This window comes from Xanthobacter aminoxidans (assembly GCF_043193615.1).
Lineage (GTDB): Bacteria > Pseudomonadota > Alphaproteobacteria > Rhizobiales > Xanthobacteraceae > Xanthobacter > Xanthobacter aminoxidans.
Genome location: NZ_JBAFUS010000001.1, coordinates 546,216 through 573,035 on the forward strand (window position 1 = coordinate 546,216; position 26,820 = coordinate 573,035).

Sequence of the window (26,820 nt, forward strand, 5' to 3'; positions counted from 1 at the left end):
ATGCGTTTCGGGGCCGGTCAGACGTGACCCGCTGCGAACATCTGTCGTGCCACCTGCGAGTCGGGCAGGAAGGGACGGGCAGCAGTGATCTGGTTGATGGGCGCGCCGGCGAGCCAGGCGCGTAGGTTCTCAATCGTCTGCCCGTAGAAGATCTCGTAGTTCGCCTCGGTGACGAAGCCGATGTGCGGCGTAGCGACCACGTTCGTGAGCGTTCTGAACGGATGATCCTTCGGCAGCGGCTCGATCTCGAACACGTCGAGACCCGCACCGCCGATCCGTCGCTCCAGGAGAGCGCGGACAAGCGCCTCCTCGTTGACGATCTGGGGACGTGCCGTGTTGATGATGACGGCATCCCTCTTCATCTCCGCCAGCTCCGCGTCGCCGACAAGGCCGAGCGTCGCATCCGTCAACGGCATGTGGATCGTGATCACGTCGGACAGACGGAACAGATCGGACTTGGACACGCACTCCACCCCATGGGGCGCGGTGCGCTCGGGGGTCAGGTTGGGGCTCCAGGCAACGACCTTCATTCCCAGGATCTGGCCGATGCGGGAGACGGGAATGCCCATGTTGCCCAGGCCGACGATGCCAAGGGTGAGCCCCGCGAGGTTGCGGCCGAGACCGATCTGCCAGCCGCCCGCGCGCAGCGAGGCCGTCTCCTGGGGCATGTGGCGCGTCAGCGAGAAGATCAGCGCCCAGGTCACCTCCACGGTGGTCTGGTGCAGGGCATCCGTCGCGCACACGAAGATGCCCCGCGCGTCGGCGGCGGAAAGGTCGATGGAGCGGGCATTGCGCATGCCGGTGGCCAGGATCACCTTCAGATCGGGCAAGGCGTTGATGACCTCCGCCGGAAAGGCGGTCCGCTCGCGGATGCGCATGACCGCATGGAAGCCACGCAGGCGCCGGACCAGATCTTCGGACGTCGCCACGTGATCCGAGAACGCAACCGTCTCCACGCCGGCAATGGCGCCGTGGGGCCAGAACCGCGCCGCCACTCCCTGGTAGTCGTCGAGGATTGCCACCCGGAACGGATTGGGGACGCTGCTCTTGGGATGAGGGCTCTTCTCGTTCATCGATACCCCTTGTCAGATCTCAGCTCGCGGGCCTTCGCTCCAGCGTGAGCGCAATTCAAACCCGGCCTCCGGCTGCCATGCCGATGTGCCCGGGCACCCAGACCCGGCCGTCGAACAATCGCCGCGCGGTCCGGTAGAAACTGCCGCTGCGCACCTGCCAGCCGTCCGGTGTCCGCACCACGTCGGCATCGACCGTCAGCACACCGGCGGGCATCGCCAGCCGCATGGGTCCGGCGGAGCGTTCCGGCCGGCGGCATTCGGCGACGACCGATCCCTCCATCTGCACCGCCGCCGCCGCGCAGAGCGAAATGGTGAGCGGCAGCGCCCGGTGCGGCTGGCCGTTGGAGATGGCGCGGATGACGAGATCGCCTTCGTCGCCGGCCTTCGCGGATGCGACGAAACAGATGAAGGGGATGACGGGGATCCGCCGCGCGGCTTCCACATCCGGCGCGATGCCCATTGCCACCGACGCCGCACAGCGGATGGCATCGAGCCGGGCAAGAATGTCGGCGCGTGCGTCCAGCTCCTGGGGTGCCTCGTGGCCCGTGAGGCCCACGTCTTCAGCCCGCACGAAGATGGCCGCATTGGCCGCGTCCACCATGGAGACATCGATGCGTCCCAGGCCCGGCACATCCAGCACGTCGCGCACGGCTCCGGTGGGGAGCAGCCTGCCGGTCGACGCCCCGCCCGGATCGATGAAATCCAGCCGGATGGGAGCGCCCGTCCCGCTCACACCGGGAATGGCCAGATCGCCGTCGAACCGCGCACACCCGTCCTCGACGGGAAAGGTGGCATGGATGAGCTTGCTGGTGTTGGTGTTGAAGATGCGAACCCGCGCCTCGCCGTCTTCCTGCGGGGCGAGCATCATCTCGTCCAGTGCGAATGGCCCGACGGCCGAAGTCATATTCCCGCAGTTGCCGCTGTAGTCGACGCGCGACGCGCCGATCGCGACCTGCGCGAAGGTGTAGTCGACATCCGCGTCCGGCCGCTGGGAGGGCCCGACCACGCAGACCTTGGAAAGGGAGGAGAGACCTCCCCCCATTCCGTCCAATTGCCGCCCGTAGGGATCCGGGCTCCCCATGGCCGCCGCGAACACTTCGTCCCACGTCGCCCGATCAGGAGGCAGATCGCGCGCGTGGAACATGAGCGCCTTGCTCGTGCCGCCACGCATGAAAACTGCCGGAATGGAACGCTGCGCGGCCAAAGCCCTACTCCCCGATCCACACCCCTGCCCGCCGCCCACGCATCCTTACGTCCGGACGACATCGAACCTCACGACCTGCGCGCCGCCATCACACCTTGAGGAGACGGCACTTCGGATCCTTCTGCGCGGGAAACGCCGCCTCTTTCGAAACGGTGTCCACGAACTTCAGGAGATCCCAGGGGTCTTTCGATTCAGCCGGGGTCTTGCCGACGAACCGGTAGATCTGGCGCACCACCATGCCGTCCCCGCGGATGAAGCCATCCTTCGTGGACATGTCGTTGATGGGCATCTTCCGCATGGCGGCGAGCACGTCCGCAGTCTGATCCGTATTGGCGGCCTGCAGGCCTTTGAAATAGTGGATCAACGCATTGTAGGTGCCGGCATGCCCGACATCCGGCGGGCGGCCCGTCAGCTTGCGGAAGCGATCGGAAAAGGCGCGGGTCTCCGGATTGAGGTCCCAGTAGAAGGGCGCGGCAACCGGCATGCCCTGGATACCCTGCGGCCCCACCGCCTTCAGGTCGGAGTGGAAGGCGAACGGGGCGACCGGACGCATCGTCTTCACAATTCCGAAGTCGACGCACTGGCGCAGAAGGTTCACGAAGTCCTGCCCGAAAGTAACCACCCCGAGAACTTCCGCCTTGGAAGCCTGGGCGGTGAGCAGATGGGACGCGAAATCAGCCTCGCCCACCGGCGGGCGTGAGGTTCCCAGCACGGCGCCGCCCGCAGCCTTGATCAGAGGGGAGGCCTCGTCCTCCATGATGCGGCCGCCCGCATAGTCGGAGACGATGAAGTACCAGGTCTTGCCGCTGGTCTTCATCGCCATCTCGACCGTAAGCCTGACGATGGTGCGCGCCGTCCAGTTCCAGACGATGGCGTTGGGGGAGCAGTCCTGCTCGATCAACACGTCCGTCGAGGCATTCTGGACGATGTTGATCTTGTTCTTGTCGGCGGCAAGCTTCTGCACACCAAGCGCGACCGCGCTGTTGGTCAGGCCGGTGATGAGGCCGACCCCTTCGATGTCGTACCATTTGCGTGCGATGGAAAGGGCGAGGTCCGGCTTGTTCTGGTGGTCGCCGCTGACGATCTCGATGGGGCGTCCAAGCACCTTGCCACCGAAATCCTCGACCGCCATCCGGGCCGCGATCGTCGTGCCATTCCCACCGAGGTCGGAAAAAACCCCCGACATGTCTTCGAGCACGCCGACCTTTATGGGCTGCATCTGTGCATGCGCCCGCCCCAAGCCAGCACCAGTCAGTGCCAGCGCACCGCCAAACAAGACTGTTCGCCGCGAGACCATCGACACCTCCCTGTAGGCGCGGCGTGTTGTTCTGACATTTGGTGGCTGGAGCCCTCAACGGGAGACTCGCGGACGCCGACCGCCCCCTGGGACGGATCCGGCGCAGCCACGCAAACGCTGCCGCTACCATTATTGCTGTCGCCGCATCCATGTGCGGATGGCCAAGTCAGTCCCATGCCGCCCTCAAACTGTCAACAGTTTTCCGAAATTGCCGACAGGCGGGACTGCATCATGCTGTTTTTGAGCATTTCTCCATGGCTGATTGTCTGCAAGGTACGAAGCGTGCCAACGCCCCCCCCGCGCGGCAAGACGCCCCTCAATAGGAACGCTGCTGTCGCCGCGTCTCGCGGGGGGACGCGGCAGAGGCCTGGATCGAGGACAGGGCATTCAAGCGCGCATTGCGAATGTGCCGCCGCATGCAGCCTTCGGCGGCATCCGGGCTCCGGCTGAGGAGCGCGGCCAGAATTTCCCGGTGCTCGCCGAATGCCTCCTTGGCCCGGCCGGGCTGAGCGCTCGCCCTCAGCCGGTGCAGGCGGAGCTGATAGTAGAGACCATCCAGAAGAAGGCGCTCCAGCTGCTCACACCGGGCACCCTTGATGATGGCGAAATGGAAGTCATCGTCGCCGACACCCTGGTGATAGGCCTGCCCGGACGAAATATCCTGCTGCCGGCCATGCTCCTCCAGAAGATCGCCCAGTGCCGCAAGCTCTGATGTGGTCATATGTTCGGCAGCAAGCCTCGCCGCCATACCCTCCAGGGCCTCGCGGACGATGAAAAGCTGCGACACTTCTTCCGGACGGAAGTCGATGACACGGATGCCGATGCGGGGCGTGCGCATCACGAGGCGCCCCTCAAGGCGGCCCAGCGCCTCGCGAAGGGGCCCCCGGCTGATGCCGAGCTGGCGGGCAAGCTCCGATTCGGACAGGCGCTGACCCGGCAAGTATCGACCGGAGGTGATGACCTGCACCAGCTTCACGAAGGCCTCTTCCGCCAGCGAGGTCAAGGCGATGGGCTCAATGGCGCCGGGCCCCGACTGAGGGTCGGAATGAAGCGGGATCGGCCGGGTGGCCATGGTTGCACCTCACACGTTGAAGGGCACCCCTGCTGACAGGACTGCCGATAATTTTTGCTGAAAACACCATATCATCCCGGCAGACATTGAAGAAGCGCGCGCAGTCGGTACAAACCCAAAACTGTTGACAGTCGTCAGTATCCGGGTCTAGCTGAAGGCCAATGCCCCTGCCCCGGCGAGAGGAAACGGATGCGATCCGCGCTCGTTCTAAAAAACCTGGTTGCCCGCAGGGCGGCCATCACCGTGCCCGGCACGGCGAATGCCATGTTCGCACGGGTGATCGAGAACCTCGGCTTCGACGCCATCTATGTCAGCGGTGCGGGCATCGCCAACATGGCGCTGGGCGCGCCGGACATCGGCCTGACGACCCTGACGGAGGTCGCGGAGGCAACGGCCGCCATCGCGGACGCCGTCTCCCTGCCGATCATCGTGGATGCCGACACCGGCTTCGGCAACGCGGTCAACATGGTGCGGACCATCCGCATGCTGGAGCGCGCCGGGGCGGCAGGTATCCAGATCGAAGATCAGGTCTTTCCCAAGAAGTGCGGGCACTTCTCGGGCAAGGAAGTGATCCCGACCGGCGAAATGGTCCAGAAGATCAAGGCGGCGGTCGATGCGAGGGTCGACGGCGACATCCAGATCATCGCCCGCACCGACGCCGCCGCGGTGGAAGGCTTCGACCGGGCGATGGAACGCGCCCATGCCTTCATCGAAGCGGGCGCCGACATGACCTTCGTGGAAGCGCCCGTGACGGTGGAGGAGCTGGCGCGCATCCCGCGCGAACTTCCCGTGCCGCAGATCGCCAACATCGTCTTTGGCGGCCGCACGCCCGATCCGGGCCGCGAGCAGCTCGGGCAGATGGGCTTCTCGCTGGTTCTCTACGCAAACGCCGCTTTGCAGGCGGCGCTGAAGGCCTCCTACGAGGTTCTGGAGGCGCTGAAGCGGGAGGGATCGCTCGCCAGCGTCAGCCACCGGCTCGCCACGTTCGATGAACGCCAGAAGGCCGTCGCCAAGGATCATTGGGACGAACTAGAGAGCCGCTACAGCGCCGTTCCATGAGGCAGGGAACCCGCCGGACCATTTGCGACGACGCGTGCAGAGGCCTCGATCAACAAGAGGCCCAACCACATCTGGGAGGACGAAAATGATCTCGGCCACGAGGCGCGTATTCCTGAGTGCCGCCGGCATTGCGCTGCTGGCCTTCGCATCCCCCGCATGCGCGCAGAACCCGAAGCTGCGTGTCGGCGGCACACCGAACTACGGCCCGGTCCTGCCGATCATGGCGGCGGAGAAGCTTGGGCTTTTCAAGAAGGCGGGCGTGGACGTCGAATTCTCCGGCTACCAGGGTGGCAGCGCCTCCATGGAGGCGCTCGCGGCCGGTGAAGCCGACATCGTCAACTTCATTCCCCCGGGGCTGGCGCTGGCCAGGGCACGGGGCGTGAAGGCGAGGATCATCAGCGCGGGCACCATCACGCCACGCGGATGGTGGGTCATGTCGCGCGAGGATTCCTCCATCAAGACGATCAAGGATCTCGTGGGCAAGAAGGTCGGCACCAGCTCGCCCGGCGCCGCCACCGATTTCTTTGCCCTGTGGGTGGAGAGCCAGTCGGGCGGCACCTTCACGCGCGTTCCCGTCGGCGGCTCGGGCCTCATTCCAAACCTCACCGCCAAGAATGTGGATGCCGTGGTTGCCTTTCCGCCGGTGTCCTACCGCATCGCCAGCTCGGGGCTGGGACGCGTGGTCGTCGACCTGGGCACGGCCATGAAGCCCAATGTCCCCGACGTGTGGGTCGCCTCCGACGAGGCGATCGCGAAAAAGCCCGAAGCCGTCAAGAAATTCCTCGCCGCCTTCTATGGTGCCGTCCGCTACATGCAGGAAAACCGGGCGTGGACGGTCAAGTTCATCGATGAGGCCACGAAGTTCGGCGAAGCTGTCGCCGGCGAGGAGTTCGACAATACGGTCAAGGGGCTTTCCGCCGACGGCGCGTTCAAGGAGGAGTGGGTTCAGGAATCCCTCAATCTTGCGACGCTCGCCGGGATGAAGGAGCTGCCACCGGCAGCCTCGCTCTACACCACCGAGTTCGTGCCGGTCACGCCGCTTTCGCCCTGACCGGCCATGACCGCATCACCCCACAGCTGGCGCATTCGCGCCGTGCAGTTCGGGGCCGTGGCGATCGTCGCGGCCCTGTGGGAATTCGCGCCGCGGGCCGGCCTTGCCGATCCGACGCTGTTGCCGCCGTTCTCCGAGGTCTTGAAGCAGCTCATCGTGCTGCTCTCCGAGGGCAGCGTCGTGAAGGATCTCGCCATCACCGCGAGCGAGGTCGCACTCGCCTTCGCCATCGTCGCGCCGCTCGGGGTGGGCTGCGGCCTGCTGCTCGCCGAAAACGACTATATTGGACGGGTCTTCAAACCCTTCTTCTATTTCCTGGCGAGCGTGCCGAAATCGGTATTCCTGCCGGCTTTCATCCTGCTGTTCGGCATCGGCTTCGGGCAGAAGGTGGCATTCGGCGTCTTCCAGGCCATCTTCGTCCTGGTCATCAGCACCGTCGCGGCGGTGGCGAGCGTCGAGCCGGAGCTTGTGAAGCTCGCCCGCGCCTACGGTGCCTCGCGGGCTCGGATCTATGCCGAGATCTACTGGCCATCCATGCTTCCCTTCATCGTCGAAGGCATGCGACTTGGCGTCATCTTCTCCATCACCGGCGTGGTCTTCGCCGAGATGGCGGTGGCGCGCGCCGGCATGGGTGCGCGGATCGCGACCTGGGGACAGACCTTCCAGATGCCGGACCTCTATGCGGGCGTCCTTCTGGTTTCCCTGCTCAGCATCACCGTCAACGAGGCCCTGCGCGCCTACGAGAGAAAGGTCGGAAAATGGCGAGGCTGACGGCCGGCAAGCTCGATGCGGCGGACGACGAACGCGGCGCGGCCGGTGCCAGCCAGGCGGGACCCGCGCCGGTGGATGTGGCTGTGGAGCATATCTTCCACATCTACGGCGCCGGGGCCGTGAAGGCACTGGACGACGTGAACTTCACCGTCGAGCGGGGCCGGTTTGTTGGCCTCGTGGGGCCGAGCGGCTGCGGAAAATCTTCGCTACTGCTGATGCTTGCGGGCCTGATGCAGCCGAGCGAAGGGCGCATCGTGGTCGAGGGGACCGAGCTGTCCAGGCCCGATCCCGAGCGGGTCGGCGTGGTGTTCCAGGAAGCGAGCCTCCTGCCATGGAAGACGGCGCGCGAGAACGTGGAGTTTCCCCTGAAGGTGCGCGGCATCGGCAAGACTGAGCGGCGCGCGCGCGCCGACGCCTTCCTCGATCTCGTCGGCCTCTCGGAGTTCAAGGATCGCCTGCCCAACCAGCTCTCGGGCGGCATGCGCCATCGCGTTTCCATCGCCCGCGGCTTCTGCCAGGACCCGCACATCCTGCTCATGGACGAGCCTTTCGCCGCCCTCGACGAGCAGACCCGGATGACCATGGGCAACGAGCTGCTGAACATCTGGGAGAAGCGCCGCAAGACCGTGATCTTCGTCACCCACAGCCTGACCGAGGCGGTCTATCTGTGCGACGAGGTCGTGGTGATGAGCCATAGGCCCGGACGGATCCTCGAACGCATCGAGATCGATCTGCCGCGTCCGCGCACCTACGAGATGATGGCGACGGAAAAGTTCGGGCGGCTGCGGGATCACATCTGGCGCCTCATCCGGAAGGACTGACATGACCTCCGACGCATCCGGGGCCGCACGGCCGTTCATCAGCGTCCGTCAGCTCCAGGTCCTGCTCCTCGCCGGCCTGGTCGCCGCGTGGGAAATCCTGCCCCGGGCGGGGCTGGTGCCGCCGGTCATTCTCGCGCCCTTCTCGGCCACCCTTGAGGTCGGCTTCACCTCGTTCGGCATCTTCGCACCGGCCCTGCTGACGACGCTGGGCGAGATCGCGGTGGGCCTCGTCATCGCCTATGTCGGCGGGGGCAGCATCGGGCTCATTCTCGGCAGTGTGCGGGGGCTTCGGCTCACGCTGCTTCCGCTCCTCTCCTCGGCCTATGCCATTCCCTTCGTGGTGATCTATCCGATCCTCATCGCCTGGATCGGCATCGGCCCCCAGTCCAAGATCTGGTTCGGCGGCATGTATGGCCTGTTTCCCATGGCACTGGCGACAGCGGCGGGCGTGCAGCTCGTGGATGAGCGCCTCCTGCTGGCGGCGCGCAGCATGGGGGCGAACAGGCGCCAGCAGATCCTCGAGGTGATGATCCCCGCCACCCTGCCGGCGCTGGTGGCGGGCCTGCGGCTCGGCGGCGCGCTGGTGATCATCGGGGTGGTGGTGGCGGAAATGCTCGCCTCCACCGGCGGCATCGGATTCCTCATCACCCAGTACCGCACCATGTTCCAGACACCGCAGGTCTATTTCGGGGTGCTCATCGTCCTCGTTCTCGCCGGCGGTCTCGACTGGCTGATCGGACGGCTGGAACGCTGGGCGACACCGGCCCACCGGACCCGCGAGGCCCTCTGAAGCGCCGCGCAGCAGGGCGCGCCGTCCCCACAAACCGAGGAGGTCGCATTGCCCCATCCCGCAGCGCGTCTGCGCGCCCGCCTCACCCGGCCGGAGATCCTGATCGTGCCCGGCGGGGGCTCCCCCCTGGAGCTGAAGCTCATTGAGGGCGCCGGCTTCGAGGCGGCCTACGTCAGCGGGTACGCCGCGGCCGCGGCGCGCCATGGTGTCCCCGACATCGGGCTCATCGCCTATGCCGAGCAGGCCGAGCTGGTGCGGGCCGCGCGGCAGGTGACCGATCTCCCGCTCATCGTCGATTGCGACACGGGCTATGGCGATGTCGCCAATGTCGCGCGCACGGTGCGCGGCATGGAGGGGCTCGGCGTGGCCGCCGTCCAGATCGAAGACCAGGCGTGGCCGAAGAAGTGCGGCCACATGGACGGAAAAATCGTCGAGCCCGAAGATGTCGCCCTACGCAAGCTGGACGCCGCCCTCGCCGCCCGAAGAGCCGACACGGTGGTGATCGCCCGGACAGATGCCCGCGGCCCCCACGGCATGGAGGCCGCGCTTTCCCGCTGCCGCAAGTTTCGCGCGGTCGGTGCCGACGTGCTGTTCGTCGACGGGCCGGAATCCGCCGAGGAATTGCGCATCATCGGCCGTGAGCTTGACGGGCCCCTGATGGTGAACATGTCCGAAAGCGGCAAGACGCCCCTCTTCTCCGCCGTAGAGCTTGAGGCCATGGGCTTCTCCATAGTGATCTTCCCGAGCTCGACGGTCCGCATCATGGTCCGCCAGGTCTCGGCTTTCCTCGCCGACCTGAAGGCGACCGGCGATTCCCGCTCCTGGATGGACCGCATGGCGAGCCTTTCCGAACCCAACACGGCGCTCGGCCTGTCGGAGATCAGGGCGTTCGAGGCGAACATCCTGGAGAGGCAAAGATCATGAGCGAATTCCCGTATCCCTGGCCCCCGGGAGGTCCCTCCCCGGCAGATGAACTGGTGCGAGGGGCCATCGACCTGCACCATCACGGCTATCCGGAAATCGCCTTCGATCACCGGACCCGGCATGAGGATTGGGACGAGCTTGCCATCGCACGCGCCGCGGGCATGGCCGGTATCGTGCTGAAGTCGCACATGTGGCCGACCGTCGGGCGCGCCTATCACCTGCGCCGGATGGTACCGGGCATCGATGTCCACGCCTCGATCACGCTGAATCCGATCGCAGGCGGCTTCAGCCCGCTGGCCGTCGAGGCCGCCGCGCGGCAGGGCGCCCGCGTCATGTTCTTTCCCACATGGGGCGCCGCCCACGACCGGGAGCGGGGCGGCATGTCGCGGCATCTCGGCCACATTCTCCCCCGTGCCGCAGGCCTCACGCGCGAGGCCGGCCTGAGGGCCACCGACGAAGCCGGACGGGTTCGCCCCGAGGTGTGCGAGTGCCTCGCCGTTGCGGCCGAGCACAAGATGCTGGTCTGCACCGCGCACATTTCGCCGAAGGAGAGCATTGCCGTGGCCCAGAAGGCCAAGGACTTCGGCATCGAGTCCGTGGTCTTTTCCCACCCGGACAGCAACTCGGTCGCCGCGTCACGCGAGGAAATCCGGGACATGGTTGCGCTCGATGCCGTCTGCGAGTTCTGCACCCTCGGCATGCTGCCTCAATTCCAGCGCATCTCGCCCAGGCTGGCCATGGAGATCATCTCGGAAATCAGCGCCGACCGGGCGATCATAACCACCGATTATTTCTTCGAATGGTCTCCCCCGGCCTCCGAAACCCTCCGCATGCTCGCCGGAACCTTCCTCGATCTGGGCATGCCATTCGCTGACATCCGCAAGATGATGAAAGACACCCCCGCAAGGCTGCTCGGCATCGACTTGCAGCCGTGTCCGAGCCCGTAGGACATTGGGTTCAGACCCCGGCCTTCTGATCGAGCTTAATCCCAAACGGCAGGTAAGCCATCACGGCGTCGCGCGACGGCCGACGTGCCCAAGACAATGAGCATCTCCTTGCCTCCGAAGCGGGACTTCAGCCGCCAGAGGCGCGAGCCGTTCGGATTGACGAGAAGGTGCAGCCCACCGCTGTCCGACGCCTTGAACGGCTTCCCGGTGGGCTTGAGATTGCGAATGGCAAGGTCGGAAAGTGCCATCGGTGGGGGTATCGCCGCTGGGTGTAGGGAGCCGATCCCCCAAAGCTACCCCCTGATTGGCCGGATGCAACCGCCCCTTCCCGCACCATGCCGGACGGGGAAAACGGCTTAAGTTATTGATTTTTCAGATCTGACGGATTTCAGCGGGCTCATCGGGAGCGTGAAATGGTGCCCAGGGGCGGAATCGAACCACCGACACTGCGATTTTCAGTCGCATGCTCTACCAACTGAGCTACCTGGGCATCCGCCGGGCCGGGGCCCGGGTCCGGAGGGGCGTCAACCCCTTCGGAGCGGCGAGTGTATAGGGAGGAAATCGGGTCGTGTCCAGAGCCGGCATGCAGTCTGTAGGGCGGCGCGTGGGAGCTGTGGACAAGCCACGGCGGTGATCGCCTCGATGCGTTTCGGAACAAGCGTTTCCGCCCCCCTGTCACCGGAGACGCACGCGATCGCGGGACGGGCGCCCGCCGTCCTGAGCGGGTTGCAGACAGCCATTTTTCTCCACCCGCGTGCCATCGCGCGAGTCGCCAACGGTGCGATGCATTCTTGCGCGGAAGCTGGCACAATGGCCGGCAAATCACCGCCCGGACGCAGCATCACGGCTGGGGCGGATATGCGGGAACGACGGGGGATGGTGTGCCCGAGCGCAAGATGAAGAGCGTCGCCGAGCCGAAGAGCGTCGACCAGGAGACTGCCGACTATGTCACCGGGTCCAGCGCCCCCGCAGCGGAGGCGGTCACGCTGGAGGAGGCTCTGGGCGTGCAGGTGCGCTCCATCCGCCGCGAGCTGGATCTGACGGTTTCCGACCTCGCGGGCGCGGCCGGCATCTCGGTGGGCATGCTGTCGAAGATCGAGAACGGGCAGATCTCCCCCTCCCTCGCCACGCTGCAATCCATCTCCAAGGCGCTCAACGTGCCGCTCACCACGCTGTTCTCCGCCTTTGAGGAGCGGCGCGACTGCTCCTTCGTAAAGGCGCAGCAGGGCGTCATCATCGAGCGGCGCGGCACCAAGGTCGGCCATCAGTACGAACTGCTCGGCCACGGCCTCGGCGGCGACATCGTGGTGGAGCCCTACCTCATCACCCTCACCGAAGAGGCGGCGCCCTATACGGGCTTCCGCCATGCGGGCGTGGAGTTCATCTACATGCTCTCCGGCGAGGTGCTCTACCGCCACGCGGACCGCACCTATCACCTGCGTGCCGGCGATGCGCTGATGTTCGATTCTGGTGCCGCCCATGGCCCGGAAGACCTCATCAAGGCGCCCATGACCTACCTGTCCATCATCGTCTACGGCCGCGACCGGCACTGAGCCGGCGCCCCCTTCTCACCCTGACGATCGGCGAAGTTTTCCTCCAGAGAAAATTATATTCTCTTCCGATTGACGCCCTCGCCTAACGGGCGTACTCCTTGTGACAAGGCCGCAGCGGCGGCCCGCAATGGAGTAAAATCGAACGCCATGTGCGGCATCGTCGGACTTTTCCTCAAGGACCCGAAGCTCGAAGGCGAGCTGGGTGCCATGCTCGCGTCCATGCTCTGCGTCATGACAGATCGCGGCCCCGACAGCGCGGGCTTCGCGGTCTACGGCGCCGGCGGCAAGGACAGTGTGAAGCTCTCCCTGCGCGCCGCCCGGGGCTATGATTTCGAGGGCCTCGCCGCCGGCCTGTCCGGCCCGGCGAACGGCATGCCCGCCCTCGTCCTCCACGGCACCCATGCGGTGGTGGAAATCCCGCAGGTGCGTGAGGCCGCCGTGCGCGCCTTCCTCGCCGAGCGCCATCCCGAGGTGGCGGTGGTGGGCACCGGCTCCCGCATGGAAATCTTCAAGGAGGTCGGCCTGCCCTCCTCCGTGGCGCAGACCTTCGGCTTGGCGCAGATGCGCGGCACCCACGGCATCGGCCACACCCGCATGGCCACCGAGAGCGCGGTGACCACCGCCGGCGCGCATCCCTTCTCCACCGGCGCCGACCAGTGCCTCGTGCACAACGGCTCGCTGTCCAACCACAACGCCCTGCGCCGGCAGCTGAAGCGCGAAGGCATCGCCATCGAGACCGAGAACGACAGCGAGGTGGCCGCCGGCTATCTCACCTGGCGGATGCGGGAAGGCGCCTCGCTCGGGCAGGCTCTGGAAGCCGGCCTGAAGGACCTCGACGGCTTCTTCACCTTTGTGGTGGGCACCGAGAGCGGCTTCGGCGTGCTGCGTGATCCCATCGCCTGCAAGCCCGCCGTGATGGCCGAGACCGACCAGTATGTCGCCTTCGGCTCGGAATACCGCGCGCTCGTCGACCTGCCCGGCATCGCCAAGGCCAAGGTCTTCGAGCCCGAGCCCGCCACCGTGTATTTCTGGGAGCGCGCACAGTGAACGCCATTGCGCCGGACGTGACCTTCGACCTCGCCACCACGCCGCTGCGCGAGCTGAACGAGGCCCTTCACAAGGCCACCGCTGAATCCAACGCCCGCCGCTGGCGGGTGCTGAACCCCAACGGCCGCCACGCGGTGGCGGTGGGGCTGGCCATGCCCCTCACCGTCGAGATCGAGGGCAATGTCGGCTACTACTGCGCCGGCATGAATGCGGAAGCCTCCGTCATCATCCACGGCAATGCCGGTCAGGGCGTCGCCGAGAACATGATGAGTGGCTTCGTGCATGTGCGCGGCGATGCCAGCCAGTCGGCCGGCGCCACCGCCCATGGCGGCATGCTCGTGGTGGATGGCAATGCCTCCGCCCGCTGCGGCATCTCCATGAAGGGCGTGGACATCGTCGTGAAGGGCTCCATCGGCCACATGAGCGCGTTCATGGGTCAGTCCGGCTCCCTCGTGGTGCTGGGCGATGCCGGCGAGGCGCTGGGCGACAGCCTCTACGAGGCGAAGCTCTTCGTTCGCGGCACGGTGAAGAGCCTGGGCGCGGACTGCATCGAGAAGGAGATGCGGGACGAGCACAAGGCGCTCCTGGCCCAGAAGCTGAAGGCCGCCGGCCTCGAAGGCGCGGTCGATGTCTCGGAGTTCAAGCGCTACGGCTCCGCCCGCCAGCTCTACAACTTCCACGTGGACAACGCGTCCGCCTACTGACGCGCGCCGCCGTCGCGCCCGCCACGGGCGGGACGCACCGACCGCAGTTGAACTTTTCCGGGTGAGGACCCCATGACCGCCCACAACAACACGCCGCGCACCCCGCCGCGCTTCTCCGCCACCTTCGATCCGGCGACACTGGCCGAGATCCGCCGGGCCGCGGCGACCGGCATCTATGACATCCGTGGCGCCGGCACCAAGCGCAAGCTGCCCCACTTCGACGATCTGCTCTTCCTCGGCGCCTCCATGTCGCGCTACCCGCTGGAGGGCTATCGCGAGAAGTGCGGCACCGAGGTCACCCTCGGCACCCGCTTCGCCAAGAAGCCGATCACGCTGAAGACCCCCGTCACCATCGCCGGCATGAGCTTCGGTGCGCTCTCCGCGCAGGCGAAGGAAGCGCTGGGACGTGGCGCCTCCACGGTGGGCACCTCAACCACCACCGGCGACGGGGGCATGACGCCGGAGGAGCGCGGCCAGTCCAAGACCCTCGTCTACCAGTACCTGCCGTCGCGCTACGGCATGAACCCGGTGGACCTGCGCAAGGCCGACGCCATCGAGATCGTCATCGGCCAGGGCGCCAAGCCCGGCGGCGGCGGCATGCTGCTCGGCCAGAAGATCTCCGATCGCGTGGCCGCCATGCGCACCCTGCCCAAGGGCATCGACCAGCGCTCGGCCTGCCGCCATCCCGACTGGACCGGCCCGGACGACCTCGAGATCAAGATCGAGGAGCTGCGCGAGATCACCGATTGGGAGAAGCCGATCTACGTAAAGGTCGGTGCCTCGCGGCCCTATTACGACACCGCGCTGGCGGTGAAGGCGGGCGCCGACGTGGTGGTGCTCGACGGCATGCAGGGCGGCACCGCGGCGACGCAGGACGTGTTCATCGAGCACGTGGGCATCCCGATCCTCGCCGCCATCCGCCCGGCCGTGCAGGCGCTCCAGGACCTCGACATGCACCGCAAGGTGCAGCTCATCGTCTCCGGCGGCATCCGCACCGGCGCGGACGTGGCCAAGGCGCTGGCGCTCGGTGCGGACGCGGTCGCCATCGGCACGGCCGCCCTCGTCGCGCTCGGCGACAACGATCCCCAGTGGGAAGACGAATACCAGGCGCTCGGCACCACCGCCGGAGCCTATGACGACTGGCACGAGGGCCGCGACCCCGCCGGCATCACCACCCAGGACCCCGAGCTGTCCAAGCGGCTCGATCCGGTGAAGGCCGGCCGCCGCCTCGCCAACTATCTCTCGGTGATGACGCTGGAGGCGCAGACCATTGCCCGCGCCTGCGGCAAGAGCCACCTGCACAATCTGGAGCCGGAAGACCTCGTGGCGCTGACCGTGGAGGCCGCCGCCATGGCCGGCGTGCCCCTGGCCGGCACCTCCTGGGTGCCCGGCAGGACCGGCGGATACTGATCCGAACCTTCAAGCCGCGCCGCTCGACCGGCGCGGCTTTTTTCAAAGAATACCGCTTCCAAATTCCGGGGAATTTCGCATGGACCACTTCCGTACGCCGCTCCGCGAGGCCGAAGGCCGCGCTTCCGCCGCTGCCCAGATCGACCTCGCCAAGGTCGCGAAGGACCGCGGCATCAAGTATTTCCTGATCTCCTACGTGGACCTGTTCGGTGGCCTGCGCGCCAAGCTGGTGCCCGCCTCCGCCATCGGCCCCATGCAGAAGGAAGGCGCCGGCTTCGCCGGCTTCGCCACCTGGCTCGACATGTCGCCGGCCGATCCCGACCTGTTCGCCGTGCCGGACCCGACCAGCCTCATCCAGCTGCCCTGGAAGGAAGAGATCGGCTGGCTCGCCGCCGACCTCTACATGGGCGGCAAGGAAGTGGAGCAGGCGCCCCGCACGCTGCTGAAGAAGCAGCTCGCCGCCGCCGCGCGCCTCGGCTACGAGATCAAGACGGGCGTCGAGTGCGAATACTTCCTCATCACGCAGGACGGCAAGTCCATCTCGGACACCGCCGACACCGCCGAGAAGCCCTGCTACGATCAGGCCGCCCTCATGCGCCGCTATGATGTCATCAAGGACATCTGCGACGCCATGCTCAAGCTCGGCTGGGGCGCGTACCAGAACGACCATGAGGACGCCAACGGCCAGTTCGAGATGAACTGGAACTACGACAACGCGCTCCTCACCGCGGACCGCCATGTCTTCTTCAAATACATGGTGAAGTCGATCGCGGAGCAGCACGGCCTGCGCGCGACCTTCATGCCGAAACCCTTCATCAACCTCACCGGCTCGGGCTGCCACGCCCATGTCTCCATGTGGCAGAAGGGCAAGAACGCCTTCTCCGATCCCAAGGGCGAGCTGGGCGTCTCCGAGCTGGGTTACCACTTCATCGGCGGCCTCATCCACAATGCGGACGCGCTCTGCGCCCTCACCAACCCGACGGTGAATTCCTACAAGCGCATCAACGCCCCGCGCACCATCTCCGGGGCCACCTGGGCGCCGAACACCGTCACCTACACCGGCAACAACCGCACCCACATGATCCGCATTCCCGATGCGGGCCGGTTCGAGTTCCGCCTCGCCGACGGCGCGGCCAACCCCTACCTGCTCCAGGCGGGCCTCGCGGCCGCCGGCCTCGACGGCATCGAGAACAAGCGCGATCCGGGCAAGCGCCTCGACATCAACATGTACACCGACGGGCACAAGGTGAAGGGCGCCAAGCGCCTGCCGCTCAACCTGCTCGACGCCATGCGGGCGCTGGAGAAGTCCAAGGTGCTGACGGATCGCCTCGGCAAGCCGTTCGTGGACGGCTACCTGAAGCTGAAGACCGTGGAATGGAACGCCTTCTCCCGTCACCTCACCCAATGGGAAAGGGACAACACCCTCGACATCTGAGCCCTGCTCTGTCGGTTGTCCCCGGGAGCCCGGCGCATTCCCCTGCGCCGGGCTCTCACCTTTTTTGAGCACCTCACTCCGGCGCGGGCGTCGCCAGCGGCTTGTCTTTCTCGACGATGTAGGTGATGACGAGCTTCGTCTTGTCGCCCCCCACCTGGAAGGCGTGCGGCACTTCGGGCGGAATCTGGAAGCCGTCGCCCGGCGCCAGCGTGCGGTCGGGCTGGCCCTTCACCGAGAGCACGCCGCCCCCGGCCATGAGATAGGTGCTCTCGACGCCCGGATGGGTGTGACGCGCCACCTTGAGGCCGCCGTCGAACTCCGCCTCCATCAGGATCGCGACATACTTGTCGCCCGGCATGTCGGTGCGGCCGAGCACCTTGCGCGAGATTCCGGCGGGCGCCGCGGCGGGTGCTGATTGGCCCTGTGCCATGGCCTGCGTGCCGCCAACCTGCGTGGCGGCGAACCCCGCCAGCGAGCAGATGGCGCAGGAGATGAACCGGCGTCGAGCGAGCATGATCCTGTCCTCCCAATATTGGCCCGCGCGCCGCGCAGGCCCCTCAGGATAACGGGATTTCCGCGCGCGGCGAGTGGCTGCACCACGGGCCCGGACGCAACGAAGAAGGCGCCGCCCCGGCGGGGGGCGGCGCCTTCTTCATGCAGGATCGTCGGGGCTTCAGCGCTGGGCGACGTAAGGCGCGAGGCGGCCCACGGTGAAGATCTGGACGCGCCGGTTGATGGGATCGGTTGGCCGCTTGGGATCGAGCAGCACTTCCTCGCCCAGCCCCACCGCCTCGAGGCGGGTGGGATTGATGTTGAACACGCTGACCAGCGCGCTCACCACCGCATCGGCGCGGGCCTGGCTGAGCTTGAGGTTCACCTCACGCGGGCCGGTGACATCCGTGTTGCCGGTGACGATGAACTTGTAGCCGTGCAGGATCGGGTTGTGCATGGCATCGGCGATGGCGCCGAGCGTGCCGTAGGACGACGGCTCGATGATCGCCGAACCGAGGCGGAACTGGATCTGCACGTTGATCTGCGGCAGCTGGTCGAGCTTCAGCGCCAGCGAGGGACGGCTGAGCTGCTCGCCCGGGTTCTGCGCCATGTGGGTCTGGACCATGGAGCGCAGCTGCTGCGCGGTGATGGTCGGGGCCTTTTCGCTCAGGCCTTGCAGCCCCTGGAGGATCTGGCCATCGGAGAGGGCGGTCTGGGCATAGGCGGGGGTGATCGCCGGCACGGCGGCAGCGAGCAGCGCGGCCAGTGCAAGGCGGGTCAAAGGCGATGTCATCGCGAAACGTCCTTCGTTCGAGTGCGAGGATGTGAGGAGGACGCTCAGCGGTAGCCGGCGTTGGTGATCGCGGCGTTGCACTTGTCGCTCACCACCCGCGTCGCCTGGAGCAGGCAGGAGAGCAGGTTGCCATCCTGGGGCACCATGCCGGGGCACAGGCGTGCCGTATCCGCCGAGCAGACTTCCTGAATGGAATCCTGCGCCGCATCCCGCTCGGCGATGGAGGCCTTCGCCGTCGCATAGTCGGCTTTGCACTTGGCGCTGACCTGATTGATCTTCCCGTCCATGCAGGCGAGCAGCTTGCCCTCGCCCAGATTCACGTTCGAACAGAACTTGTTGATGTCCGCGCCGCAGCTGCGCGCCAGAAGGGCGCCGGCCTGCGCATAGCTCATGGTCTGCGCGCCTGCCGCAGAGGCAGACCCAGCAAGGATTACCGCTGCAAATAGAACTCCACCGATCCGCATTGTTGCCCCACCCCGTCTTCAAATGAATGCCCCGACACGACGTAGGGGTATCATCAAACGGTCGAGGCCGACAGCGGGCGGTGGTGCCTCCGGGATCGGACTTTTCAGCACAAACTTAACGTCAGGCCGAAAACTCGACTTCCAAAGCTTGGCAATTGGCCGCCACGAAGCTTGGCCTTCAGCAGTCTCACGCGTTGCCGCGCCTTCTATCCGAGCGTGTCGCCCACCCATGGCAGGGTGGCGCGCAGGACGGGCAGAACCGCCTCGTCCAGGGTCTGCCGGCAGAAGCCCGCCACCTCCCGCGGCAGGCGGCCGAGTTCCTGCCGGCGGCCGATCAGCGTCAGGCTGCGGGAGAAGGCGGGACCCGGCAGCGGCGCGTAACGGACCCGATCGCGATCCAGCCCCGCCTCGAAGATGCAGAGCGGCGTCGTCACCGCGAACCCCTCCCCCGCCGCCACCATGGCCGAGACGCCGAAGGGCGTGTCGAACTCCAGCCGGCGCGGCAGATCGAGCTTGAGGCGCCTCAGGTGCCTGTCCACCTCGATGCCCGTGCGCGAGCGGGCGGAGAAGCGCACCAAAGGCAGACGCTGCGCGAGGCGCGCCACCTCCTCCACCCGTTCGGGCGCCGTCTCGCCGGCGGGGAGCAGCAGCACATAGGGCTCGGTCAGAAGCGGGAAGCGCTCCAGCCCCTCGATGTCGGCGAGTTCGTCCACGCCCACCAAGAGATCGAGCTGGCGGGAGAGCAGCGCGCTGGCATGGGCGGCCGTGAGGCCGGCGAGCAGCGACACCTCCTCCGCCACCGCGCAGAGCCGCCCGGCCAGCGGCGCGGAGAGCGCACGGGAGAGGGAATCGACGAGGCCGGCGCGGATCAAAGGCAGGCGGCCGTGTTCCGTCTCCTTCAGCGCCGGCACGATCTGCCGGGCCTCGGAGAGGAGCGCGCTCGCCTTCTGCCTGAGCACGCCGCCCGCGGCCGTCAGCCCCAAAGGCCGGACGCTGCGATCGAACAGCGCGACGCCCATGCGCGTCTCCAGCTCCGCCACCGCCTGCGACACCGCCGGCTGGGTGAGCCCGAGCCGCCGCGCCGCGCCCGCCATGGCGCCCGCCTCGCAGACGGCGAGGAAGATTTCCAGCGCCTTCAGATCGAACGGCAGAAGCTCGCGCACCGTCATCCCCACAGAATAAGCAGGATTTATATTACCTGTGGTTTTTGGCGGGGCTATATCTTTTCCAAAGGGGTGCCTCGGCGTCCGCGCCGAGGGGTTCCCAAGGGTCCCGAGGGGTTCAATGTCCCGCTATTCCGTATTCAGCCTGATCGCCAACGCGCTCAACGGCCAGAAGGGCTGGACGCCCGCCTGGCGCGATGCGGTGCCCAAGCCGTCCTATGACGTCATCATCGTCGGCGGCGGCGGCCATGGTCTCGCGACCGCCTATTACCTCGCCAAGGAGCACGGCATCCGCAACATCGCGGTGCTGGAGAAGGGGCATATCGGCTCCGGCAACGCGGGGCGCAACACCACCATCATCCGCTCCAACTACCTGCTGCCCGGCAACGAGCCCTTCTACGAGTGGTCCATGAAGTTGTGGGAGGGCCTGGAGCAGGACCTCAACTACAACGCCATGGTCTCCCAGCGCGGCATCATCAATCTCTACCACTCGGACGGCCAGCGCGACGCCTATGCCCGGCGCGGCAACGCCATGCGCCTCGCCGGCGCCGATTCCGAACTGCTGGACCGCGAACAGGTGAAGGCGCTCTGCCCCTTCCTCGATTTCGACAACTCCCGCTTCCCCATCAAGGGCGGGCTGATGCAGGCCCGCGCCGGCACCGCGCGCCATGATGCCGTGGTGTGGGGCTATGCCCGCGCCGCCGACCGGCTGGGTGTGGACATCGTGCAGAATTGCGAGGTCACCGGCTTCATCCGCGAGGGTGACGCGGTGGTGGGCGTGGAGACCAATCGCGGCCCGATCCGCGCCGGCAAGGTGGGCCTCGCGGTGGCCGGCTCCACCTCGCGGCTGACCAGGCATCTCGGCCTGCGCCTGCCCATCGAGAGCCATGTGCTGCAGGCCTTCGTCTCGGAAGGGCTGAAGCCGCTGGTGCCGGGCGTCATCACCTTCGGCATGGGGCATTTCTACGTCAGCCAGTCGGACAAGGGCGGCCTCGTCTTCGGCGGCGACATCGACGGCTACAATTCCTACGCCCAGCGCGGCAACCTCCCCGTGGTGGAGGATGTGGCCGAGGGCGGCATGGCGCTGATGCCGCTCATCGGGCGGCTGCGCATGCTGCGCTCGTGGGGCGGCCTCGTGGACATGTCCATGGACGGCTCGCCCATCATCGACGTGGGTCCCCTGCCTGGCCTGTTCCTCAACACCGCGTGGAACTACGGGGGCTTCAAGGCGACGCCGGCCTCCGGCTGGTGCTTCGCCTGGACCATCGCCAAGGAAGAGGCGCACCGCTTCAACGCCGCCTTCCGCCTGGACCGCTTCCGCACCGGCCATGTGATCGACGAAAAGGGAGTCGGCGCCCAGCCGAATTTGCACTGATGGGCGCGCTTCTCGATTTTCGCGCCCCGGACCAGCGACGGCGGAGCCTAGAGTGCAATCCGTCTGGGAGCACGCTCTCGCCTTTTGGACTCCCTCTCCCCTTGCGGGAGAGGGTTGGGGTGAGGGGTATTTCCTCCACCACACGCCGGTCCATCCGAGCCCAGCGCAGCCCCCTCACCCCCTCTCCCGCGAGGGGAGAGGGGAGCCATGCTGCTCTTCACCCCTCCACCCGGACCTGACCCATGCGCATCACCTGTCCCTATTGCGGCGCGAGGTCGTCCCATGAGTTCGCCTATCTCGGCGATGCCGCGCCCACCCGGCCGGACCCGGCCGATCCCGAGGCGCCGGACGCCTTCAACGTCTACGTCTACGAGCGCGACAACGTCGCCGGCGTGATGGACGAGCTCTGGTACCACGCGGGCGGCTGCCGCCGCTGGCTCACCGTCACGCGCGACACCCGCACCCACACCATCACCGCAGTGCGCTTCACCCGGACGGAGGCGGCCGAATGACCCGGCTTTCCGCAGGGGGGCTGATCGACCGCAGCCGCACCCTCTCCTTCAGCTTCGACGGCAAGAGCTACACCGGCCATCCCGGCGACACGCTCGCCTCCGCGCTGCTCGCCAACGGCGTGCGGCTGGTCGGCCGCTCCTTCAAGTATCACCGGCCGCGCGGCATCGTCACCGCAGGGTCCGAGGAGCCGAACGCGCTGGTGGAGCTGCGCTCCGGCGCCCGGCGCGAGCCCAACACCCGCGCCACCACCATTGAGCTGTTCGACGCGCTGGACGCCACCAGCCAGAACCGCTGGCCCTCGCTGGACGTCGACCTGCTCAGCATGAACCAGCTCGTGTCGCCCTTCCTCGGCGCGGGCTTCTACTACAAGACCTTCATGTGGCCCGCCGCCTTCTGGGAGAAGGTCTACGAGCCCATGATCCGCCGTGCTGCCGGCCTCGGCCGCGCGGCCGAGGTGGCCGACCCGGACCATTACGAGAAGGCCACCCATTTCTGCGACGTGCTGGTCATTGGCTCCGGCGCAGCCGGCCTTGCGGCGGCCCTTGCCGCTGGGCGCACCGGTGCGCGGGTGGTGCTGGCGGACGAGGACTTCCGCCTCGGCGGCCGGCTCCTCTCCGAGCAGGCCGAGATCGACGGCGGCAGCGCGGCGGATTTCGTTACCCGCGCGCTCGCCGAACTGTCGAGCCTGCCCAACGTCCGCCTCATGCCGCGCACCACCGTGTTCGGCGCCTATGACGGCGGCGAGTTCGGCGCGGTGGAGAAGGTGAGCGACCATCTCGCCGTCCCCGCCCCCTTCCAGCCCCGCCAGCGGCTGTGGCGCTTCATCGCCAAGCGCTCCGTGCTGGCGGCAGGCGCCTTCGACCGGCCCATCGTCTTCCCTGGCAATGACCGGCCCGGCGTCATGTCGGCGCTGGCGCTCGCCACCTATGCCACGCGCTTCGGCGTCGGCGCGGGGCCGCGGGCGGCGGGCTTCACCAACAACGACCACGCCGTCGCCGCGCTGCTGGACGCCGCCGCGGCCGGCGTGAAGCTGGAAGCCATCGCGGATGTGCGCGACGCCGTCGCCCCTGCGCTGGCCGCGCGGGCGAAGGCGCTGGGCCTCGATCTCCTCACCGGGAGCGAGGTCATCGCCACCTCCGGCAAGTGCCTGTCCGGCGTCACCGTGCGCACGCCCAAGGGTGTCCGCACGCTCTCCGTGGAGGCGCTCGGCGTCTCCGGCGGCGCGACGCCCAACGTGAACCTCACCTGCCATCAGGGCGGCAGGCCCATCTGGCGCGAGGATATCGCCGCCTTCGTGCCCGGCGCCGTGCCGGTGGGCATGGCGGTGGCGGGCGCCGCCGCCGGGCACCTCACGCTCGCCGAAAGCCTCGCGGATGGCAGCGCGCTGGGCGCCGCAGCGGCGGAAGATGCGGGCTTCGCACCCGTCGCGACTCCCGCCCCCGTAGCGGGCGATGCGCCCAACGGCCTCAAGGCCTTCTGGCAGGTGCACGCCAAGGGTCCCGCCTTCGTGGACCAGCAGAACGACGTGACCGCCAAGGATGTGGCCCTCGCCCATCGCGAAGGCTTCCGGGCGGTGGAATTGCTCAAGCGCTACACCACCATGGGCATGGCCACCGACCAGGGCAAGACCTCCAACATGGCGGGCCTCGCCATCATGGCGGCGCTCACCGGCAAGGGCATTCCCGAGACCGGCACCACCGTGTTCCGCCCGCCCTATACCCCGGTGGCCCTCGGCGTGCTCGCCGGCCACCATCGCGGCGTGGACTTCAAGCCCACCCGCCCGACACCGACCCATCAGTGGGCGGAGGAACAGGGCGCGGTGTTCGTCGAGACCGGACAGTGGCTGCGCGCCGCGTGGTTCCCGAAGGCCGGCGAGGACTGGCAGGCGGCGGTGAACCGCGAGGTGAAGGCCACGCGCGAAAGCGTCGGCGTCATCGACGTGTCCACCTTCGGCAAGATCGACCTTCAGGGGCCGGACGCGGGCCGGCTGCTGGATCGTGTCTACATCAACATGTTCTCCACCCTCGGCGTCGGCAAGGCGCGCTACGGCGTGATGCTGCGCGAGGATGGCATCGTCATGGACGACGGCACCACCGCCCGTCTCGCCGACGACCATTATGTGATGACCACGACCACCGCCAACGCGGCCAAGGTGTTCCAGCATCTTGAATTCTGCCTGCAGGTGCTGTGGCCGGAGCTGGACGTGTGCCTCGCCTCCATCACCGAGCAGTGGGCGCAGATCGCCGTCTCCGGCCCGCGCTCCCGCGACGTGCTGGCGAAGCTGGTGGACGGCGCGGATGTCTCCAACACCGGCCTGCCCTTCATGGGCGCGCTCCAGACCACGGTGATGGGCGGCGTGGAAGCGCGCGTCTTCCGCCTCTCCTTCTCCGGCGAGCTCGGCTACGAGATCGCGGTGCCCGCCCGCCACGGCGACAAGCTGATGCGGGCGATCATGGCGGCGGGCGCGCCCTACGGCATCACGCCCTACGGCGTCGAGACGCTGGCCGTGCTGCGCATCGAGAAGGGCCATGTCTCCGGCAGCGAGCTGAACGGGCAGACCTCCGCCCGCGATCTCGGCCTCGGGCGCATGGCCTCCACCAAGAAGGACTTCATCGGCCGCGTGATGGCGGGCCGCCCCGCCTTCACCGATCCAGACCGGCCCACCTTCGTCGGCTTCCGGCCGGTGGACAAGGCGGCGCGGCTCAAGGCCGGCGCGCATTTCCTGCCCCTCGGCGCGGCCCCCACCACTGAGAATGACGAGGGCTACATGACCTCCGTCGCCTGGTCGCCCATCCTCGGCCACTCCATCGGCCTCGGCCTCCTCAAGCGCGGGCCGGAGCGCATCGGCGAGAAGCTGCGCGCCTATGACCCGGTGCGCGGCGGTGACATCGAGGTCGAGGTGTGCTCTCCCCACTTTGTCGATCCCGAAGGGGAGAAGCAGCGTGTCTGACCTCTTCCAGTCCCTCTCCCCCGCCCACCTCGTTCCGGCCGGGCACTATGGCGTCGCGGGCGCCACCGGCGTCACGGCGCAGGTGGTGACGAACCTTGCCGCCGCGACGCTGGTCGCCCGCAAGGGCAAGACCGCCGCGCTGATCGCCGCCGCCACCGCTTCCGGCCTACCTCTGGTGGATGCGCCGAAGGCGAGCGTCGGCGCCGGCCTTGAGGCCATCGGCACCGGCCCCGGCAAGTGGCTGGTGTTCGCCGAAGGATCGGACGGCGCCGCGCTGCGCCGGCGTCTCGAAGAGCTGGCGGCCGGCCTTGGCGCCGTCACCGACCAGAGCGACGCCAATCTCGTGCTCGACATCTCCGGCCCCAAGGCGCGCGAAGCGCTGGTGAAGGGCGTGGCGGTGGACCTCGATCCCCGCGCGTTCCAGCCGGGCGACGCGGCGACGACGCCGGTCTCCCACGTGGGCGTCACCTTCTGGCAGCGGGACGCGAGCCCCAGCTATCGCTTCGCGGTGGGCAACACCTTCGCCCCCGCCTTCCTGCGCTGGCTGGCGGCGAGCGCGGCGGAATACGGCTTCGCGCTCTCCGGCACCGATCGAGGTTGACGGCAGCGCGGCGCGCGCCTCCTCTCCCGCACCGATTTTCTGAACAGGGCGCCCGGCCGCATCGGTCGCGCGGCGCCATAAAGGACGCATCATGACCAGCCCCAACGAGCCGATCATCCTCGCCTTCTCCTGCCCCAACCGGCCCGGCATCGTCGCCGGCGTCTCGACCTTCCTGTTCGAGAAGGGCTGCAACATCCTGGAGGCGCAGCAGTTCGACGACACCGAGACCCGCCGCTTCTTCATGCGCGTGGTGTTCAACGTGGTCGAGGGCGAGGCGAGCCTCGCCGAAATCCGCTCCGGCTTCGCGGCGGTGGCGCAGACCTTCTCGCTGAGCTTCACGCTCCGCCCCGTGTCGGAAAAGCGGAAGGTGCTGCTGCTCGCCTCCAAGTTCGACCACTGCCTCGCCGACCTGCTCTATCGCTGGCGCATCGGCGAGATCCCCATGGAAATCTCCGGCATCGTCTCCAACCACCCCCGCGAGACCTACGCCCACCTCGATTTCGACGGCATCCCCTTCCACCACCTGCCGGTGACGAAGGCCACGAAGCTGGAGCAGGAAACGCAGGTCTGGGAGATCTTCCAGTCCTCCGGCTCCGAGCTTGCCGTGCTCGCGCGCTACATGCAGGTGCTGTCGGATGGGCTCTCCGCCAAGCTCTCGGGCAAGTGCATCAACATCCACCACTCGTTCCTGCCCGGCTTCAAGGGCGCCAAGCCCTATCATCAGGCCCATGCGCGCGGCGTGAAGCTCATCGGCGCCACCGCCCACTACGTGACCTCGGACCTCGATGAAGGCCCGATCATCGAGCAGGACGTGGAGCGCATCTCCCACCAGGATTCGCCCGAGGATCTCGTGCGCAAGGGGCGCGACATCGAGCGCCGGGTGCTGGCGCGGGCCATCTCCTGGCACCTGCAGGACCGGGTGCTGCTGAACGGTTCCCGCACCGTGGTGTTCCGGGACTGACCTCAAAAAGGGGAACCCGGCACCGGGGCCGGGGCGTTGAGGGGGCGATATCCACCAAAAGGAGAGAGCCCCATGCAACGCCAGGGCATGCTCGTCGCCGCGGCATTCGTGCTGGTCCTCGCGCTGGTCGCGGCGAACATGTTCTCCAACCGGGGCACGCCCGAACCGAGCGAGACCGCGCCGGAGAACATCACCGTGCCGCGCGGAAATCCCCCGCCCATGACCACCGCGCCCGACGCGCCTCCCGGCCGGACCCTTTCGCCGGCGGAGCAGAACCGGACGAGCCAGTAACGCCTGCCCATTTTTTCGGCATAAGGTGCACATCCCGCGCCCCGCAGTGGCAAATCCAG

Annotated in this window: 27 protein-coding genes and 1 tRNA gene; 18 read left to right on the plus strand and 10 right to left on the minus strand. The window is 67.4% G+C overall.

Annotated features, from left to right (window positions below; translation table 11 throughout):
* Nucleotides 1–17: 17 nt before the first annotated feature.
* The 4 genes from V5F74_RS02420 to V5F74_RS02435 all read right to left on the minus strand — a co-directional run bounded on the left by V5F74_RS02420 (nt 18) and on the right by V5F74_RS02435 (nt 4,646).
* Entirely contained in the window at nt 18–1,073 is a 1,056-nt protein-coding gene (locus V5F74_RS02420; RefSeq protein ID WP_081837685.1) for a D-2-hydroxyacid dehydrogenase family protein, read from the minus strand.
* A gap of 55 nt (nt 1,074–1,128) precedes the next feature.
* A complete protein-coding gene (locus V5F74_RS02425) occupies nt 1,129–2,277 on the minus strand; it encodes a 2-methylaconitate cis-trans isomerase PrpF family protein (RefSeq protein WP_081837684.1) in 1,149 nt (382 codons plus the stop codon).
* Between the two features lie 88 nt (nt 2,278–2,365).
* Nucleotides 2,366–3,574, minus strand: a complete 1,209-nt coding sequence (locus V5F74_RS02430; protein WP_029558084.1) for an ABC transporter substrate-binding protein — start codon at nt 3,572–3,574, stop codon at nt 2,366–2,368.
* A 316-nt stretch (nt 3,575–3,890) separates the two neighbouring features.
* A complete protein-coding gene (locus V5F74_RS02435) occupies nt 3,891–4,646 on the minus strand; it encodes a GntR family transcriptional regulator (RefSeq protein WP_374254209.1) in 756 nt (251 codons plus the stop codon).
* A gap of 189 nt (nt 4,647–4,835) precedes the next feature.
* Here V5F74_RS02435 and V5F74_RS02440 point away from each other — a divergent pair, with 189 nt between their 5' ends.
* The 7 genes from V5F74_RS02440 (at nt 4,836) to V5F74_RS02470 (ending at nt 11,009) form a co-directional block, all read left to right on the plus strand.
* Entirely contained in the window at nt 4,836–5,705 is an 870-nt protein-coding gene (locus V5F74_RS02440) for an isocitrate lyase/PEP mutase family protein (RefSeq protein ID WP_029558082.1), read from the plus strand.
* A gap of 85 nt (nt 5,706–5,790) precedes the next feature.
* Nucleotides 5,791–6,756 (plus strand): ABC transporter substrate-binding protein, encoded by a 966-nt coding sequence (locus tag V5F74_RS02445; protein WP_029558081.1) that lies wholly within the window; start codon nt 5,791–5,793, stop codon nt 6,754–6,756.
* 6 nt (nt 6,757–6,762) lie between these two features.
* Complete coding sequence (locus V5F74_RS02450; RefSeq protein WP_051679178.1) at nt 6,763–7,527, plus strand: ABC transporter permease; 765 nt, start codon at nt 6,763–6,765, stop codon at nt 7,525–7,527.
* Nucleotides 7,515–8,348 carry an ABC transporter ATP-binding protein gene (locus V5F74_RS02455; RefSeq protein ID WP_394006085.1) on the plus strand — a complete coding sequence of 278 codons (834 nt, stop codon included), beginning with the start codon at nt 7,515–7,517 and terminating at the stop codon, nt 8,346–8,348. Before V5F74_RS02450 ends, V5F74_RS02455 begins: the two co-directional genes overlap by 13 nt.
* A 1-nt stretch (nt 8,349) precedes the next feature.
* Nucleotides 8,350–9,138 (plus strand): ABC transporter permease, encoded by a 789-nt coding sequence (locus tag V5F74_RS02460; RefSeq protein ID WP_394006087.1) that lies wholly within the window; start codon nt 8,350–8,352, stop codon nt 9,136–9,138.
* Nucleotides 9,139–9,186: 48 nt separating this feature from the next.
* Nucleotides 9,187–10,062, plus strand: a complete 876-nt coding sequence (locus V5F74_RS02465; RefSeq protein WP_394006089.1) for an isocitrate lyase/PEP mutase family protein — start codon at nt 9,187–9,189, stop codon at nt 10,060–10,062.
* Nucleotides 10,059–11,009: a DUF6282 family protein gene (locus V5F74_RS02470; RefSeq protein WP_394006091.1), complete on the plus strand. Its 951-nt coding sequence runs from the start codon at nt 10,059–10,061 to the stop codon at nt 11,007–11,009. Before V5F74_RS02465 ends, V5F74_RS02470 begins: the two co-directional genes overlap by 4 nt.
* A gap of 35 nt (nt 11,010–11,044) precedes the next feature.
* On the opposite strand, the gene V5F74_RS02475 is transcribed toward V5F74_RS02470, so the two are convergent.
* Nucleotides 11,045–11,257, minus strand: a complete 213-nt coding sequence (locus tag V5F74_RS02475) for an Arm DNA-binding domain-containing protein (protein ID WP_394006093.1) — start codon at nt 11,255–11,257, stop codon at nt 11,045–11,047.
* A gap of 166 nt (nt 11,258–11,423) precedes the next feature.
* A tRNA-Phe gene (locus V5F74_RS02480) sits at nt 11,424–11,499 on the minus strand.
* A 406-nt stretch (nt 11,500–11,905) separates the two neighbouring features.
* On the opposite strand from V5F74_RS02480, the gene V5F74_RS02485 reads away from it, so the two are divergent.
* The 5 genes from V5F74_RS02485 (at nt 11,906) to glnT (ending at nt 17,158) form a co-directional block, all read left to right on the plus strand.
* Nucleotides 11,906–12,562 carry a helix-turn-helix domain-containing protein gene (locus V5F74_RS02485; protein ID WP_029558051.1) on the plus strand — a complete coding sequence of 219 codons (657 nt, stop codon included), beginning with the start codon at nt 11,906–11,908 and terminating at the stop codon, nt 12,560–12,562.
* Between the two features lie 147 nt (nt 12,563–12,709).
* Nucleotides 12,710–13,609, plus strand: a complete 900-nt coding sequence (locus tag V5F74_RS02490) for a class II glutamine amidotransferase (protein WP_024279531.1) — start codon at nt 12,710–12,712, stop codon at nt 13,607–13,609.
* Nucleotides 13,606–14,313: a GltB/FmdC/FwdC-like GXGXG domain-containing protein gene (locus V5F74_RS02495; protein ID WP_024279532.1), complete on the plus strand. Its 708-nt coding sequence runs from the start codon at nt 13,606–13,608 to the stop codon at nt 14,311–14,313. Before V5F74_RS02490 ends, V5F74_RS02495 begins: the two co-directional genes overlap by 4 nt.
* A gap of 72 nt (nt 14,314–14,385) precedes the next feature.
* A complete protein-coding gene (locus V5F74_RS02500; protein WP_024279533.1) occupies nt 14,386–15,723 on the plus strand; it encodes an FMN-binding glutamate synthase family protein in 1,338 nt (445 codons plus the stop codon).
* A gap of 79 nt (nt 15,724–15,802) precedes the next feature.
* A complete protein-coding gene (glnT, locus tag V5F74_RS02505) occupies nt 15,803–17,158 on the plus strand; it encodes a type III glutamate--ammonia ligase (protein WP_245272262.1) in 1,356 nt (451 codons plus the stop codon).
* A 73-nt stretch (nt 17,159–17,231) separates the two neighbouring features.
* Here glnT and V5F74_RS02510 read toward each other — a convergent pair whose 3' ends face one another.
* The 4 genes from V5F74_RS02510 to V5F74_RS02525 form a co-directional block, all read right to left on the minus strand.
* Nucleotides 17,232–17,672 (minus strand): cupin domain-containing protein, encoded by a 441-nt coding sequence (locus V5F74_RS02510; protein WP_394006097.1) that lies wholly within the window; start codon nt 17,670–17,672, stop codon nt 17,232–17,234.
* Nucleotides 17,673–17,831: 159 nt separating this feature from the next.
* Nucleotides 17,832–18,443, minus strand: a complete 612-nt coding sequence (locus V5F74_RS02515; RefSeq protein WP_394006099.1) for an OmpA family protein — start codon at nt 18,441–18,443, stop codon at nt 17,832–17,834.
* 44 nt (nt 18,444–18,487) lie between these two features.
* Nucleotides 18,488–18,835 (minus strand): cysteine rich repeat-containing protein, encoded by a 348-nt coding sequence (locus V5F74_RS02520; protein WP_051460615.1) that lies wholly within the window; start codon nt 18,833–18,835, stop codon nt 18,488–18,490.
* Nucleotides 18,836–19,113: 278 nt separating this feature from the next.
* A complete protein-coding gene (locus tag V5F74_RS02525; protein ID WP_250168554.1) occupies nt 19,114–20,076 on the minus strand; it encodes a LysR family transcriptional regulator in 963 nt (320 codons plus the stop codon).
* 115 nt (nt 20,077–20,191) lie between these two features.
* Between V5F74_RS02525 and V5F74_RS02530 the strand changes: the two genes are divergently transcribed.
* The 6 genes from V5F74_RS02530 to V5F74_RS02555 all read left to right on the plus strand — a co-directional run bounded on the left by V5F74_RS02530 (nt 20,192) and on the right by V5F74_RS02555 (nt 26,761).
* Nucleotides 20,192–21,445, plus strand: coding sequence for a sarcosine oxidase subunit beta family protein (locus V5F74_RS02530; protein WP_029558046.1), 1,254 nt, complete (start codon nt 20,192–20,194; stop codon nt 21,443–21,445).
* Between the two features lie 242 nt (nt 21,446–21,687).
* The gene (locus V5F74_RS02535; protein WP_029558045.1) at nt 21,688–21,957 is read left to right on the plus strand and encodes a sarcosine oxidase subunit delta; all 270 of its coding nucleotides are present in this window, start codon (nt 21,688–21,690) and stop codon (nt 21,955–21,957) included.
* Nucleotides 21,954–24,908 (plus strand): sarcosine oxidase subunit alpha family protein, encoded by a 2,955-nt coding sequence (locus tag V5F74_RS02540; protein WP_394006102.1) that lies wholly within the window; start codon nt 21,954–21,956, stop codon nt 24,906–24,908. The genes V5F74_RS02535 and V5F74_RS02540 overlap by 4 nt, the downstream gene beginning before the upstream one ends.
* Nucleotides 24,901–25,509, plus strand: coding sequence for a sarcosine oxidase subunit gamma (locus V5F74_RS02545; RefSeq protein WP_394006104.1), 609 nt, complete (start codon nt 24,901–24,903; stop codon nt 25,507–25,509). Before V5F74_RS02540 ends, V5F74_RS02545 begins: the two co-directional genes overlap by 8 nt.
* 91 nt (nt 25,510–25,600) lie before the next feature.
* Nucleotides 25,601–26,470 carry a formyltetrahydrofolate deformylase gene (gene purU, locus V5F74_RS02550; protein ID WP_024279543.1) on the plus strand — a complete coding sequence of 290 codons (870 nt, stop codon included), beginning with the start codon at nt 25,601–25,603 and terminating at the stop codon, nt 26,468–26,470.
* Between the two features lie 72 nt (nt 26,471–26,542).
* Nucleotides 26,543–26,761, plus strand: a complete 219-nt coding sequence (locus V5F74_RS02555) for a hypothetical protein (RefSeq protein WP_250166586.1) — start codon at nt 26,543–26,545, stop codon at nt 26,759–26,761.
* Nucleotides 26,762–26,820: the final 59 nt, after the last annotated feature.